At 72.1% G+C, this 13,187-nt stretch carries 16 protein-coding genes; all 16 read left to right on the forward strand.

Going from position 1 to position 13,187, the window contains the following annotated elements; genetic code table 11:
- The coding region (locus tag OGL89_RS16000; RefSeq protein ID WP_263121166.1) for a flagellar hook-length control protein FliK at positions 1 to 630 on the forward strand (630 nt) is incomplete at its 5' end.
- 10 nt (positions 631 to 640) lie between these two features.
- Entirely contained in the window at positions 641 to 1,099 is a 459-nt protein-coding gene (locus OGL89_RS16005; protein WP_263121167.1) for a flagellar hook capping FlgD N-terminal domain-containing protein, read from the forward strand.
- 21 nt (positions 1,100 to 1,120) lie between these two features.
- Positions 1,121 to 2,311 carry a flagellar hook protein FlgE gene (locus OGL89_RS16010; RefSeq protein WP_263121168.1) on the forward strand — a complete coding sequence of 397 codons (1,191 nt, stop codon included), beginning with the start codon at positions 1,121 to 1,123 and terminating at the stop codon, positions 2,309 to 2,311.
- Between the two features lie 140 nt (positions 2,312 to 2,451).
- Complete coding sequence (locus OGL89_RS16015; RefSeq protein WP_263121169.1) at positions 2,452 to 2,772, forward strand: flagellar FlbD family protein; 321 nt, start codon at positions 2,452 to 2,454, stop codon at positions 2,770 to 2,772.
- Positions 2,772 to 3,539 carry a motility protein A gene (locus OGL89_RS16020; RefSeq protein ID WP_263121170.1) on the forward strand — a complete coding sequence of 256 codons (768 nt, stop codon included), beginning with the start codon at positions 2,772 to 2,774 and terminating at the stop codon, positions 3,537 to 3,539. The genes OGL89_RS16015 and OGL89_RS16020 overlap by 1 nt, the downstream gene beginning before the upstream one ends.
- On the forward strand, positions 3,536 to 4,441 hold the full coding sequence (locus tag OGL89_RS16025; RefSeq protein ID WP_263121171.1) for a flagellar motor protein MotB: 906 nt from the start codon (positions 3,536 to 3,538) through the stop codon (positions 4,439 to 4,441). Before OGL89_RS16020 ends, OGL89_RS16025 begins: the two co-directional genes overlap by 4 nt.
- 1 nt (position 4,442) lies before the next feature.
- Positions 4,443 to 4,958, forward strand: coding sequence for a flagellar basal body-associated FliL family protein (locus OGL89_RS16030; protein ID WP_263121172.1), 516 nt, complete (start codon positions 4,443 to 4,445; stop codon positions 4,956 to 4,958).
- Between the two features lie 185 nt (positions 4,959 to 5,143).
- On the forward strand, positions 5,144 to 6,076 hold the full coding sequence (locus tag OGL89_RS16035; protein ID WP_263121173.1) for a flagellar motor switch protein FliM: 933 nt from the start codon (positions 5,144 to 5,146) through the stop codon (positions 6,074 to 6,076).
- A complete protein-coding gene (gene fliN / locus OGL89_RS16040) occupies positions 6,076 to 6,789 on the forward strand; it encodes a flagellar motor switch protein FliN (protein WP_263121174.1) in 714 nt (237 codons plus the stop codon). Before OGL89_RS16035 ends, fliN begins: the two co-directional genes overlap by 1 nt.
- A gap of 8 nt (positions 6,790 to 6,797) precedes the next feature.
- A complete protein-coding gene (locus OGL89_RS16045) occupies positions 6,798 to 7,490 on the forward strand; it encodes a flagellar biosynthetic protein FliO (RefSeq protein ID WP_263121175.1) in 693 nt (230 codons plus the stop codon).
- Complete coding sequence (gene fliP, locus OGL89_RS16050) at positions 7,487 to 8,353, forward strand: flagellar type III secretion system pore protein FliP (protein ID WP_263121176.1); 867 nt, start codon at positions 7,487 to 7,489, stop codon at positions 8,351 to 8,353. Before OGL89_RS16045 ends, fliP begins: the two co-directional genes overlap by 4 nt.
- Positions 8,353 to 8,622 (forward strand): flagellar biosynthetic protein FliQ, encoded by a 270-nt coding sequence (locus tag OGL89_RS16055; RefSeq protein ID WP_263121177.1) that lies wholly within the window; start codon positions 8,353 to 8,355, stop codon positions 8,620 to 8,622. The genes fliP and OGL89_RS16055 overlap by 1 nt, the downstream gene beginning before the upstream one ends.
- Positions 8,622 to 9,380, forward strand: a complete 759-nt coding sequence (locus OGL89_RS16060; protein WP_263121178.1) for a flagellar biosynthetic protein FliR — start codon at positions 8,622 to 8,624, stop codon at positions 9,378 to 9,380. Before OGL89_RS16055 ends, OGL89_RS16060 begins: the two co-directional genes overlap by 1 nt.
- A gap of 52 nt (positions 9,381 to 9,432) precedes the next feature.
- Positions 9,433 to 10,593, forward strand: a complete 1,161-nt coding sequence (locus tag OGL89_RS16065; RefSeq protein WP_263121179.1) for an EscU/YscU/HrcU family type III secretion system export apparatus switch protein — start codon at positions 9,433 to 9,435, stop codon at positions 10,591 to 10,593.
- Between the two features lie 11 nt (positions 10,594 to 10,604).
- On the forward strand, positions 10,605 to 12,677 hold the full coding sequence (locus OGL89_RS16070) for a flagellar biosynthesis protein FlhA (RefSeq protein ID WP_263121180.1): 2,073 nt from the start codon (positions 10,605 to 10,607) through the stop codon (positions 12,675 to 12,677).
- A partial coding sequence (locus OGL89_RS16075; RefSeq protein WP_263121181.1) for a hypothetical protein occupies positions 12,655 to 13,187 on the forward strand: 533 nt, incomplete at its 3' end. The genes OGL89_RS16070 and OGL89_RS16075, both read left to right, overlap by 23 nt.

Below are 13,187 nucleotides of genomic sequence, written 5' to 3' on the forward strand. Positions count from 1 at the left end.
CCGGCCGACGCCACCGGGAAGGCAGTCGCCCCGCAGGCGGTCGTCGTGCCGGTCGCGAGCGGGCCGACCGCCGCGCCCGCCGCCGCCGTCGCCCCCCAGGAGTCACCGGCCACCGCCCCGACCGCCCCGGCGGCCGCGACCGTGCAGGTCGGTTCCGTGGCACTGCCGACCGCCGCGGCGACCCGGGAGACCGCTGCGCCGCTGGCCGACCAGCTGGCGGGGAAGATCGCCGAGCAGCTGCCCGGTCTGAAGGCGGCCGGCCCCGGTCGCCACGTGCTGAGCCTCACCGTGACGCCGGAGCACTTCGGCAAGGTCCAGGTCGTCGCGCACATCGGCCCGGAGTCGGTGCGGGTCGAGCTGGTCGGCGCCACCGACGCCGCCCGGGACTCGCTGCGGGCCGCCCTGCCGGACCTGCGCCGGGACCTGGCGCAGTCGGGTCTGTCCTCGGACGTCCAGCTCGGTGACCCGGGCAGCGGCTCCGCCGACGACCGTGGCGCCTCGCAGCAGGCCACCCGTTCCCCGGGCCTCGGCACCACCGGGACCACCACCGCCGGCGGCGACGTCGAGCCGGAGTCCACGCCCACCGTCCGCCTCGCGTCCGCCGCCGGCGGGCTCGACCTCCTGGTCTGAGGAGCAGCCCATGTCGATCGACGTCAGCTACATCACCGACAACACCGCCGGGAGCGGGAGCTCGACGACCACCACCGCCTCCAACGAGCTGGACCGGCAGGCGTTCCTCAACCTGTTCGTCGCCCAGCTGAAGTACCAGGACCCGTCCAGCCCGATGGACACCTCGCAGATGATGGCGCAGACCACCCAGCTCTCCACCATGGAGTCGCTGGAGGAGATGACCGCCACCGCCCGGGAGACCTTCGCGCTGCAGATGCGGATGTCCGCGGCCGACCTGGTCGGCAAGCAGGTGTCCTGGACCGACGAGGACAAGACCACCCAGAACGGCACCGTCACCGGTGTCTCCTACTCCGGCTCCGTGCCGGTCGTCCTGGTCGGCGACAAGCAGATCAGCCTGAACTCCGTCTCCTTCGTCGCCACGCCGGGCGGGCCCACCGAGCTCCCGGCCACCGACGACTCCGAGTCCTGACCCACCCGAAGGGATCCCACCATGCTCCGCTCTCTGTTCTCCGGCATCAGCGGTCTGCGCTCGCACCAGACGATGCTCGACGTCACCGGCAACAACATCGCCAACGTCAACACCACCGGCTTCAAGTCCTCGCAGACCCAGTTCCAGGACACCCTCAGCCAGCTGGTCACCGGCGCGGGCGCCGCCCAGCAGGGCACCGGCGGCACCAACCCGGCCCAGGTCGGCCTGGGCGTCCGGGTCGCGGGCATCACCACGTCCTTCACCCAGGGCGCCTCGCAGCTGACCGGCCGCAGCACCGACATGATGATCCAGGGCGACGGATTCTTCGTGGTGCGCAAGGGCGCGGAGACCTTCTACACCCGCGCCGGGTCCTTCGACTTCGACTCCACCGGCCAGATGACCCTGCCGGGCGACGGCGCGCTGGTCCAGGGCTGGATGGCCGTGAACGGCGTCATCGACACCAACGCCCCGGTCACCGACCTCAAGGTCCCGGCCGGCACCGTGATGGGCGCCGTGGCCAGCACCACCGGCTCGTTCGTCGGCAACCTGCCCTCCGACGCCGCCGAGGGCACCACCAAGTCCCTCGACCTGGAGGTCTACGACGCCCAGGGCAACCCGCGCGACATCAGCCTGACCCTGACCAAGGGCGCCACCGGCTGGACCATGTCCGCCACCGACGGCACGAACACCTACCCGGCCACCGGCACCCCCGAGGCGGTCACCTTCGACGCCGACGGCAAGCTGACCTCCACCGGGTCCTTCACCCTGGGCGGCGTCGCGGTGGACCTGTCCACCATCACCGGCTACGCCTCGGTCGACACCGTCGCCACCGGCACCCAGAACGGTCGCTCCGCGGGCACGCTGCAGTCCTTCCAGCTCGGCGCGGACGGCACCATCACCGGCTCGTTCTCCAACGGTCTCAAGCAGGCCATCGGCCGGATCGCGCTGGCCAACTTCACCAACCCGGCCGGTCTGCAGAAGTCCGGCGGCTCGCTGTTCAGCTCCTCGGTCAACTCCGGTGACGCGCAGGTCGGCGTGGCCGGTGCCGGCGGCCGCGGCTCGCTGGCCGGTGGTGCGCTCGAGATGTCCAACGTGGACCTGTCCAGCGAGTTCACCTCGCTGATCATCGCCCAGCGCGGCTTCCAGGCGAACTCCCGGGTCATCACCACCTCGGACGAGGTGCTGCAGGAGCTGGTGAACCTCAAGCGGTGACCCGTTCGGCCGCCGGAAGCGCTCAGACCGCGCCTCCGGCGGCCGATCAGATCGAGTGAACGGCCCACGGAAGGGCCACCGCGGTACGTCCGGAGGATCCGGCGTACACCGCATCGAACCACCAGGGATGGGATACGGCCGTGATCGTCGTGACGCGCTTGAACGGGGCCCAGTTCGGGGTCAACCCGGACCTGCTCCAGCGCGTGGACAGCGCACCGGACACCATCCTCACCCTCATCGACGGGACGAAGTACATCGTCCGGGAGTCGATGGCCGAGGTGATCGCGCGGGTCAACGAGCACCGCGCGCATCTGCTGGCGCGAGCCCAGGAGATCCAGGCGGACCCGACCCCCGCCGTCGAGCTGGTCCGGGACGCCCCGGAGACCGGCTCCGACCCGGCGGACGACGAGGACCGCACCCCGCTCGCCGATCCCGTTCCCCTCCGTCCCAGGAGTCGTTGATGGACCCCGCTGGCTTCATCGGTCTGGTCGTCGCCTTCGGCGCGATCTTCGGCGCGCTGCTCATGGAGGGCGCCGACCCGATGTCGATCTTCCTGCCCGCACCGCTGCTGCTGGTCTGGGTCGGCACGATCGGCGTGGGCATCGCCGGACACACGATCAAGGACGTCATCGCGTCCTTCGCCGCCGTGCCCCGTGCGTTCATGAACAAGGTCCCGGACCCCTCCACCACCGTGGACACCCTGGTGTCGCTGGCCGACCGCGCCCGGCGCGAGGGCCTGCTGGCGCTGGAGGACGCCGCCAAGGACATCGACGACCCGTTCCTGCGCGGCGGACTGCAGGCCGCGATCGACGGCACCGACCCGGACGACCTGCGCCTGATCCTCGAGGACAAGATCGCCACCAAGCGGTCCCGGGAGAAGGTCTGGTCCAAGTACTTCGCCGACATGGGCGGCTATGCGCCGACCATCGGCATCATCGGCACCGTCATCTCCCTGGTGCACGTGCTGGAGAACCTCTCCGACCCGTCCAGCCTGGGCCACTCGATCGCCGCGGCCTTCGTCGCGACCCTGTGGGGCATCCTGTCCGCGAACGTGGTCTGGCTGCCGATCGGCGCGCGGATCAAGCGGTTCTCCGACCTGGAGTGCCAGCAGATGGAGGTCACCCTGGAGGGCCTGCTGGCCGTGCAGGCCGGGGCCAACCCCCGCCTGGTCGGTGAGCGGCTGCGCAGCCTGCTGCCGGACGAGCCCGCCGCGAAGGAAGCGGCATGAGCCACACCGCCAAGGGCCGTCGTCGCGGTCACGAGGAGGAGGAGCACGTCAACCACGAGCGGTGGCTGGTGTCCTACTCCGACATGATCACCGTGCTGATGGCGCTGTTCATCGTGCTCTTCGCGATCTCCCAGGTCGACCAGGACAAGTACGTCCAGCTCAAGCAGTCGCTGGCCGCCGGGTTCGGGGACGGGTCGATCAGCCAGTCCGTGCTGGACGGCTCCGACGGGATCATGGACGGCACCTCGGCCGCCGCGGACGCCCCGGATGTCGGCACCGCCGGAGTGGTGGACGCCGACGAGGGACTGGGCCTGCAGGCCGCCGACCCGGCGACCAACCCGGATCCGGCCGACTCGGTGGACGCCGCGACGCTGGCCGCCGCCCAGGCCGAGGCCGCGCACCTGGAGGAGGTCCAGGCCGCGATCACCGCCGCCCTGGCCGCCCAGGGTCTGGACGGCACGGTCCGGTTCCGGATCGACGAGCGCGGGCTGGTGCTGGGCCTGGTCGCCGACGACGTGTTCTTCGCCCCGGCCTCGGCGCAGCTGACCCCGACCGCGCAGGCGGTGCTGGACAACGCCGCGCCGACCATCGTGGGCCTGAACGAGCAGATCGCGGTCGAGGGGCACGCCAACACCATCCCGGTGTCCGGCCGCTACCCGACCAACTGGGAGCTGTCCTCCGACCGTGCCACCCAGGTGCTCCGGCGTCTGGTGGAGGTCGACGGACTGCCCGGCGCCCGGGGCCAGGCCACCGGCTTCGGCGACACCCGGCCCCTGGTGCTCGGTGAGGGCCAGGACGCCATGACCGCCAACCGGCGGGTGGACATCGTGATCTTGAGCGCGGCGCCGGAGACGGTGCGCGCCCTGCTGCCCACCGTGGCGGCCGACGGAACGGAGGGGTGAGATGCCCATCGAGCAGCGTGTGATCGGCGGCGGCCAGAAGATCGGCGGCGGCAAGATCGGCGGGACCCCCGCCAAGGAGGAGCCGGCCGCCGAGGAGCCGAAGAAGAAGTCCAAGAAGCTGCTGATCCTGATCCTGGCCGCGGTGGTCGTGATCGGCGGCGCGGCAGCGTACTTCCTGGTGCTCAAGCCCAGCGGCGGCGAGGCGGCGGCCGAGCCCGAGCCCACCCACGTCGCGGGCGCGGTCGCCACGGTCGACGCGATCAGCGTCAACCTGGCCGACGGGCACTACCTGCGCCTGGGCTTCGCTCTGCAGCTCACCGAGGAGGTCGGCGAGGAGGCGCCGGACACCTCCAAGGCGGTGGACATCGCGATCGAGCTGTACTCCGGCCAGACGATGGCCCAGGTCTCCGACCCGACCAGCCGCGACGCCCTGAAGACCGAGTTCCTGCACCAGCTGGAAGCCGCCTACCCGGATGAGGTGATGGACGTCTACCTGACGAACTACGTCACGCAGTGAGCTGACCGCAGCTCGCACCCGCAGTCGGGGCGCCACGGAGGGCGCCGCATCGCCACGGAGCAGGACCGGCCCATGGAGGGCAGGAGCCGTGGATCACGAGGACGAACCAGGCTGAACTGGACGACCTTGCGGACTCATGCCGTCGACCCCTCAACACGCCCTCACCCGGGCCGATGGGGGACAGCGTGACGGTCCACACCCCGGGGCAGACCCCCGCACGCTCCAGGCGGCGCACGCACGCCCCCGAGCCCTACGACTTCCGCCGGCCCATGACGATGGCCCGCGAGCACGCCCGGGTGCTGGAGATGGCCTTCGAGACCTTCGCCCGCCAGTGGGGCAACCAGCTCACCGCCCGGCTGCGCGCGATGGCCCAGGTCACCTTCGACCAGCTGACGCTCACCTCCTACGACGAGTACGTCCGCTCGCTGCCCGGCACCACGACGATGATGCTCTGCACCGTCGAGCAGACCCGGCAGACCGCCGTGGTCCAGCTGCCGCTGAGCACCACGATGAACTGGATCGACTTCCTGCTCGGCGGCCCCGGCACCGGTGAGGCCGAGGAGCGCGAGCTCACCGAGATCGAGTTCACCCTGGTCCGCGGCCTGATGCAGGCCACCCTCGGGGACCTGGGCTACGCCTTCGCCGCGCTGATGCCGCTGGAGGTGACCGTGCGCTCGGTGCAGTACAACCCGCAGTTCGTGCAGGTCGTCCCGGCCTCGGACGCGGTGCTGGTCGCCTCGTTCACGCAGCGGATCGGTGAGCGCGAGGACGTCGCCACCGTGATGTTCCCCGCCGAGCTGCTGCTGGGCGCCGTGCGCGCCGGCGACGGCACCTCGGGTCGCTCCGACGAGGACCAGCGGGCCCACGAGTCCGCGGTCGCCGATCTGGAGGCCGCCGTCGAGGACGTGCCGGTCGAGCTCGCCGTCCGGTTCGCGCCGGTCACCGTCCGCCCCCGACAGGTCGTCGACCTGGCCGTGGGCGAGGTCATCCCCCTGTCCCACCCGTCGTCCCAGCCGCTGGATGTGGTGGTGGACGGCGTGGTCCTGGCCCGGGCCGCCGCCGGGAACAACGGTTCCCGCCTGGCCTGCATGGTCGTCACCGTCGAGGAGAAGCACTGATGAACGCCCAGACCATCGCCGACACCGGCGCGGTCGCGCTGACCGCCGCGGCCGCCGCCGCCCGGTTCCTGCCCGCCGCCACCCCGCTGACCGCGTCCCCCGCGCCCGCCGGTCAGGCTCCGGCCGCCGACGCGATCGCCGTGGTCGCCAGCTTCGTCGGGCCGAACAGCGCCGACGTGCTGCTGGTCGCCGACCAGGCGGTGCGGGACGCCCTGACCGCCGGCGCCCCCGACGGCACCGCGCTGGACCTGGCCGACGCGCTCCGCCCGGCCCTGGAGGCCGCGGTCGCCGAGCTCGGCGCCGGGGTGCTGGAGTCCGCCCGGACCGAGCCGGTCTCCGCCGCGCTCGCCCCCGACGCCTCGCTGGTCGCGCTGACCGGCGAGGACGGCACTGCCCAGGCCTGGTTCGCGCTGCGCCTGCGTGCCGAGCCGACCCCGCAGGCCGGTGGCGTGCCCACCCAGCGCGCCTCGTTGAACGTGCTCTACGACGTGGAGATGACCCTTACCGCCGAGCTCGGCCGCACCAAGCTGCCGGTCCGCCAGGTGCTGGAGCTGACCCCGGGCGCCGTGCTGGAGCTGGACCGCGCGGCGGGCAGCCCGGCCGACGTGATGGTCAACGGCAAGCTGATCGCGCGCGGTGAGGTCGTCGTGATCGACGAGGAGTTCGGCATCCGGATCACCGAGATCGCCCGCGGCGACGAGACGCAGGGCTGACGCCGCTCATGGACACTCTGGTGCTCGCCGCGCGGACCGCGCTGGCGCTGGCCTGCGTGCTCGGCCTGATCTGGGTCGTGGCGCGCAAGGCCGGGTGGGGCAAGGGCGGCCGTCGGGCCACCGGCCCCGCGATCGAGGTGGTCGGCCGTCAGGCACTGGGCCGGCACGCCGGCGTCGCGGTGCTGGCGGTCGGCGAGCGCCGGCTGCTGGTCGGCTTCGGCGAGCAGCAGGTCACCATGCTCAGCGAGCTGGACGCGGTGGCCGCCGTCGACGAGCCGGCCGAGGTCGAGCCGTCCCGGGCCGCCAAGCCGCTGTTCTCCTGGCGCAAGGCCGCCCCGGCGCCACTGCCCGCCGACGACTTCGCGTCGACCCTCGCGGCCGTCGAGGCGGAGGCGCCCGCCCCGGCCGTCGCCGCGCCGGACGGCGTCATGCCGTCCGCTGCCGCCACGGCCGCGCTGGTCGCCGCCCACTCGGCGCTGACCAACGCCGCCCGGCTGATCCCCACCCAGCCGTCGCCCGGTGAGCACACCGCGGTGCCCGGTCTGGCCGGCGCCCAGGTCGCCGACATCGACCCCGCCGACCTCGCCCCGGCCGCCGAGCCGGTCGCGGTGAACAGCGGCTCGCTGGACGGCTCGATCCTGGCGCCGTCCACCTGGAAGCAGGCGGTCTCCGCCCTGCGCGAGCGGACGGTGCGCCGATGAGCGCCACCGTCCTGACCGGCGAGCTGCGGACCGTCGCCCGTCGCCGCGCGCCGCGCCTGGTGCTGATCGCCGTCGGTGCCGTGCTGGTCGCGCTGCTGCTGCTCACCCTGGCCGCCACGGCGGGCCACGCCGCCCCGGTGCCGCCGGTGGAGCCGACCGCCCCGGTCGCCCCGGTCGACCCGACCGACACCGGCTCGGTCTCGGTCTCGGTCAACGGCGTGAACGGCACCCCGTCCAGCTCGGTGGTGGTGCTGATCGGCATCACGCTGCTGTCGATCGCGCCGTCGCTGCTGCTGATGATGACCGCGTTCACCAAGATCTTCGTGGTGCTGTCCCTGACCCGGAACGCGCTCGGCCTGCAGGGCGTCCCGCCGAACCAGGTGATCGCCGGACTGGCGCTGTTCCTGTCGCTGTTCGTGATGGCGCCGGTGCTCAGCCAGGTGAACGACCTGGGCGTGCAGCCCTACCTGGACGGCACCCTCGACTTCCAGCAGGCGATCGACGCCGGGTCGGCCCCGCTGCGCGACTACATGCTGGGCCACACCCGCCAGGAGGACCTGGCGCTGATCACCCGGGCCGCCGACCAGGCGAACCCGGAGTCGCCGGACACCGTGCCGATGCTGACCCTGATCCCGGCCTTCATGCTCTCCGAGCTGCGGTCCGCGTTCATCATCGGCTTCGTCATCTTCATCCCGTTCCTGGTGATCGACCTGGTCGTCTCCTCGGTGCTGATGAGCATGGGCATGATGATGCTGCCGCCGGTGATGGTCTCCCTGCCGTTCAAGCTGCTGCTCTTCGTGCTGGTCGACGGGTGGGGCCTGATCGTCACCGCCCTGATCGGCGCCGCGACGGGCGGTGGCTGATGGACACCGCCGCCGTCCTCGACATCGGCCTCGACGCCCTGATCGTCGCCGCCAAGCTGTGCGCCCCGGTGCTGATCACCGCGCTGGTCATCGGCTTCGCGGTGTCCCTGGTCCAGTCGGTCACCCAGATCCAGGAGGTCACGCTCTCCTTCGTGCCCAAGGCCCTCGGCGCCGCCGTCGCGCTGCTGGTGTGCGGGCACTGGATGATCGCGGAGATCGTCACCTTCACCGACCAGCTGTTCGGCCGGATCCCGGAGCTGCTGGGCTGATGGACATCACGCTGCCGCTGGCCGCGGTGCAGACCGCCATGCTGGCCGGGGTGCGGTTCGCCGCCTTCCTGGTCATCGCCCCGCCCTTCGCCCACCGCGGCATCCCGGGCCGGGTCAAGGCGATGCTGTCGGTCGGCCTCGCGCTCGCGGTGCTGCCCCGCCTGGAGCAGCACGAGATCGCCTCCACCGGCCAGTTCCTCGGCGAGCTGGTCATGCAGGTGGTGATCGGCGGCGGTCTGGGGTTCCTGGTGTCGCTGGTGTTCAGCGCGGTGCAGGCGGCGGGTGGCCTGATCGACCTGTTCGGCGGCTTCCAGCTCGCCCAGGCCTTCGACCCGATGAGCCAGACCTCCGGCGCGCAGTTCGGCAAGCTCTACCAGTGGACCGCGCTGGCCCTGCTGTTCGCCTCCGGCGGCTACGGCGTGCTGATCGCCGGCATGGCCCGCTCCTTCGACGCGCTGCCGCTGGGGTCCTCGCTGGATCTGGCCGCGATGGCCTCGGCGGCGTCGACCGGCCTCGGGCAGATGTTCCTGGCCGCCCTGCAGATCGCCGGGCCGCTGCTCGCGGTGCTGTTCCTCACCGACGTGGGCCTCGGCCTGCTGACCCGGGTGTCCCCGGCGCTGAACGCCTTCGCGCTGGGCTTCCCGCTGAAGATCTTGATGACCGTGACCTTCGCGGGCTTCGTCTACCTGGCGATGCCGGGCGTGATCAACGGACTGGTGAACGACGCCGTCGACACCCTGCTGGGGGTGGCGGCATGAGGACGTACCGCAGCGTCGCCCGCTGCGCGCCCGGCCCTGCGGGGGTCCCGGAATGAGCGGCGGCAACGAGTCCGGGGAGAAGACCGAGAAGGCCTCCGCCCAGCGGATGAAGGAGGTGCACAAGGAGGGCAAACTCTCCCGGTCCACCGACCTGTCCGCCTGGATCGGCCTGGCCGCCGCCGCGATCACCCTGCCGATGGTGGCGAACAACGCCGCCGACGCGGCCCGCGACCAGATGTCCGCCATCTCGGACGCGATCGCCGACCCGGACGCCGGCACGGTCACCCAGCTGCTGTTCGACGGCCTGGGCACCGTCGTCGGCACCCTGACCCCGATGTTCGCGGTCGTGGTGATCGCGGTGCTGATCACCGCGGTCGCCCAGGGCGGCGTGCACGTCAAGAAGTTCAAGCCGCAGACCCAGCAGTTCAACCCGGTCAACGGGATGAAGCGGCTGTTCGGCAAGCAGTCCTGGTGGGAGGGTGCCAAGACCCTGATGAAGACCGCGGTGGTCGGCTTCGTGCTCTATACCGTGGTCCAGGGACTGCTGCCCAAGCTGATGGTCTCCGGCACCATCCCGCTCCAGCACATCCTGGGCACCGCCGGCGACGGCGTGACCCAGCTGCTCCGGCTCGGCATCGCCGCCGGCGTGCTGCTGGCCGTCATCGACGTGGTCGTCGTGATGCGCCGCAACCGCCAGCACACCCGGATGTCCAAGCAGGAGCTGAAGGAGGAGAACAAGCGCACCGAGGGCGACCCGCACATCAAGGGCGCCATCCGGTCCAAGCAGATGGCGATGTCCCGGAACCGGATGATGGCCGCCGTCGCGGACGCCGACGTCGTGGTGGTCAACCCGACCCACGTCGCCGTGGCGCTGCGCTACCAGCCCGGCACCGGTGCGCCCCGGCTGGTCGCCAAGGGCGCCGGCGCGGTCGCCGCCAAGATCCGCGAGCAGGCCGTCGACCGCCAGATCCCGATGATCGAGGACATCCCGCTGGCCCGTGCCCTGCACGCCGCCTGCGAGATCGACCAGGAGATCCCGGCCTACCTCTTCACCGCGGTGGCCCGGGTGCTCGCCTTCGTCATGCAGCTCAAGCGCCGCGGTGCGGCCATGGGCAAGCACGTCATCCCCGGTGGCTCCGTGGCCCCCGAGGACGTCCCCACCACTCCCGCGGCGGCCCGCAAGGCCCTCCGTGACGCCAAGACCGCCGCCTGAAGGAACCCGCGATGAAGAACCGCTCGATCTCCCAGCTCGCCGTCCCGGTGGGCGTGGTCGGTATCGTCCTGCTGCTGGTCGTGCCGCTGCCCGCCGCCCTGCTGGACGTGCTGATCGCGATCAACATCACCGCCTCCCTGGTGATCCTGCTGACCGCGATGTACGTCAAGCGCCCGCTGGACTTCAGCGTCTTCCCGTCGCTGATCCTGGTGTTCACCCTGTTCCGGCTCGGGCTGAACGTCGCGTCCACCCGACTGGTGCTGCGCGACGGGTTCGCCGGCCAGGTGATCGACGCGTTCGGGCACTTCGTGGTCGGCGGCTCGCTGGTCATCGGCCTGGTGATCTTCCTGATCCTGGTGGTCATCCAGTTCGTCGTGATCACCAACGGTGCCGGGCGGGTGGCCGAGGTCGGCGCCCGGTTCACCCTGGACGCCATGCCGGGCAAGCAGATGGCGATCGACGCCGACCTGAACTCCGGCCTGATCGACGAGGACACCGCCCGCAAGCGCCGTGCGGACGTCGCCGCCGAGGCCGACTTCTACGGTGCGATGGACGGTGGCTCCAAGTTCGTCAAGGGCGACGCGATCGCTGGCATCGTGATCACGCTGATCAACCTGATCGGCGGCATCGTGATCGGGATGGTCCAGATGGGCCTGCCGATCAACGAGGCGCTGGAGAAGTTCTCCCTGCTGACCATCGGCGACGGTCTGGTCACCCAGATCCCCGCGCTGCTGCTGTCGGTGTCCACCGGCATCGTCGTCACCCGGGCCACCGCCGAGGGCGACATGGGCACCGCGGCCAGCAAGCAGCTGATGCAGTCGCAGTCGGCGCTGATGATCGCCGGGTGCGGTGCCATCGCCCTGGCCCTGCTGCCGTCGATGCCCAAGCTGCCCTTCGTCCTGGTCGGTGCGTCGCTGATCGTGCTGGCGCAGCGGGTCCGCTCCGCCCAGAAGAAGGAGGAGGCCGCCGCCGAGCAGGCCGCCCAGGTCACGGCCACCGCCGCCCCCGCCAACTCGGACACCCCCGAGGCACTGATCGAGCAGATGCGGGTGCACGCCCTGGAGATCCTGCTCGCCCCGGACCTGGTCGACCTGGTCGGCAACGGCCCGGAGCAGGATCTGCTGCACCGGGTGCGCGGCCTGCGCCGCAAGATCGCGATGGAGCTCGGCATCGTGGTGCCCCCGGTCCGCACCCGCGACTCGGTCGACCTGCCCCGCTCCACCTACGTGGTCCGGATCTCCGGCGTCGAGGTCGGCCGGGGCGAGACCCCGTCCGGGAAGGTGCTGGCCCTGGGCGACGACCTGGGCGCGCTGCCCGGCCAGGCCACCGTCGAGCCGGTGTTCGGCCTGCCCGGCAAGTGGGTCCCCGCCGAGCTGCGGCACGCCGCGGAGATGGCCGGAGCCACCGTGGTCGACCGAGTGTCGGTGCTGATCACCCACCTGGGCGCGATCATCACCCGCAACGCCCCGCGGCTGCTCGGCCGTGAGGACGTCCGGGTGCTGACCGAGGGGGTCAAGCAGGTCAACCCCTCCGTGGTCGACGAGCTGATCCCCGGCCTGATGTCCCTCGGCGAGGTCCAGCGCGTGCTGCAGGGCCTGCTGGCCGAGGAGGTGCCGATCCGCGACCTGGGCCGGATCTACGAGGCGCTGACGCTCAAGGCCAAGGCGTCCACCGACCCCGAGGGCCTGGTCGAGGCCGCCCGTGGCGCGCTCGGCCCCGCCCTGGCCGCCCAGTACGTGACCGACGGCGTGCTCCGGGTGCTCACCCTGGACCCGGTCTGGGAGCAGCAGATGGTCGAGGCGCTGCGGCCCTCGGACACCGGCGTGCAGATCGTCACGGACCCGAGCAGGCTGGAGGCCATGCTGGAGCGACTGCGGCTCGCCGTCGCCGAGGCGGAGGCCACCGGCCGGACGGTCGTGCTGGTCTGCGCGCCGGCGCTGCGCCCCGCCCTGCACAAGGTGATGCTGCTCGGCGGACCCGGCACCGACCGGCTCGCCGTGCTCTCCTACTCCGAGGTGACCGGCGGCGGCGTCCGGATCGAGACGGTCGGGACGGTGAGCGGTGCCCACGCGATTGCTGCTTGAGGGCTCCGACCTGTCGGAGCTGATGGGGCAGGTCCGCGCCGAGTTCGGCCCGGCGGCCCGGATCGTCCGCGCCGAGCGGGTGCGCACCGGGGGACTGGCCGGGTTCTTCGCCCGGGAACGCTACGAGCTGACCATCGACGTGCCGGACACCCCGGCGGCCGCCCCCGCCCCGTCGCTCCGTGCGCGCCGGGCGGCGCTCGCGGCCCAGTCCGGCACCCCCGGCCTGTCCGGGATGGACGCGCTGCTCGCCGCCGCGGACGCCGCGGACGGTGCGCCGGCACTGGAGTCGGTCCCGAGCCAGGCGGCACCGGAGGACCCCCCGCGGGTGTCCACCGGTGAGGCGGCCTTCGCCGACCTCCTGGACCAGATGCGGGTGCTGTCCGGGCTGCCCCCGGAGGACCGGGTGGTCGAGGTCGCCGCCGACGAGGAGCCCGGCGGGTACGACCGCACCGGGCGGCTGCGCGGCGAGACCGCCCCCACCGAGCAGCCGGTCCCGGATGCCGGGGACCC

It is taken from the genome of Cellulomonas sp. RIT-PI-Y (genome assembly GCF_025642745.1).
Lineage (GTDB): Bacteria > Actinomycetota > Actinomycetes > Actinomycetales > Cellulomonadaceae > Cellulomonas.

What these genes read in the sequence shown, in the direction of transcription:
- OGL89_RS16005 (WP_263121167.1), top strand. Translation starts at nt 641, where the DNA reads ATGTCGATCGACGTCAGCTACATCACCGACAACACCGCCGGGAGCGGG.
- OGL89_RS16010 (WP_263121168.1), top strand. Translation starts at nt 1,121, where the DNA reads ATGCTCCGCTCTCTGTTCTCCGGCATCAGCGGTCTGCGCTCGCACCAG.
- OGL89_RS16020 (WP_263121170.1), top strand. Translation starts at nt 2,772, where the DNA reads ATGGACCCCGCTGGCTTCATCGGTCTGGTCGTCGCCTTCGGCGCGATC.
- OGL89_RS16025 (WP_263121171.1), top strand. Translation starts at nt 3,536, where the DNA reads ATGAGCCACACCGCCAAGGGCCGTCGTCGCGGTCACGAGGAGGAGGAG.
- OGL89_RS16030 (WP_263121172.1), top strand. Translation starts at nt 4,443, where the DNA reads ATGCCCATCGAGCAGCGTGTGATCGGCGGCGGCCAGAAGATCGGCGGC.
- fliN (WP_263121174.1), top strand. Translation starts at nt 6,076, where the DNA reads ATGAACGCCCAGACCATCGCCGACACCGGCGCGGTCGCGCTGACCGCC.
- OGL89_RS16045 (WP_263121175.1), top strand. Translation starts at nt 6,798, where the DNA reads ATGGACACTCTGGTGCTCGCCGCGCGGACCGCGCTGGCGCTGGCCTGC.
- fliP (WP_263121176.1), top strand. Translation starts at nt 7,487, where the DNA reads ATGAGCGCCACCGTCCTGACCGGCGAGCTGCGGACCGTCGCCCGTCGC.
- OGL89_RS16055 (WP_263121177.1), top strand. Translation starts at nt 8,353, where the DNA reads ATGGACACCGCCGCCGTCCTCGACATCGGCCTCGACGCCCTGATCGTC.
- OGL89_RS16060 (WP_263121178.1), top strand. Translation starts at nt 8,622, where the DNA reads ATGGACATCACGCTGCCGCTGGCCGCGGTGCAGACCGCCATGCTGGCC.
- OGL89_RS16065 (WP_263121179.1), top strand. Translation starts at nt 9,433, where the DNA reads ATGAGCGGCGGCAACGAGTCCGGGGAGAAGACCGAGAAGGCCTCCGCC.
- OGL89_RS16070 (WP_263121180.1), top strand. Translation starts at nt 10,605, where the DNA reads ATGAAGAACCGCTCGATCTCCCAGCTCGCCGTCCCGGTGGGCGTGGTC.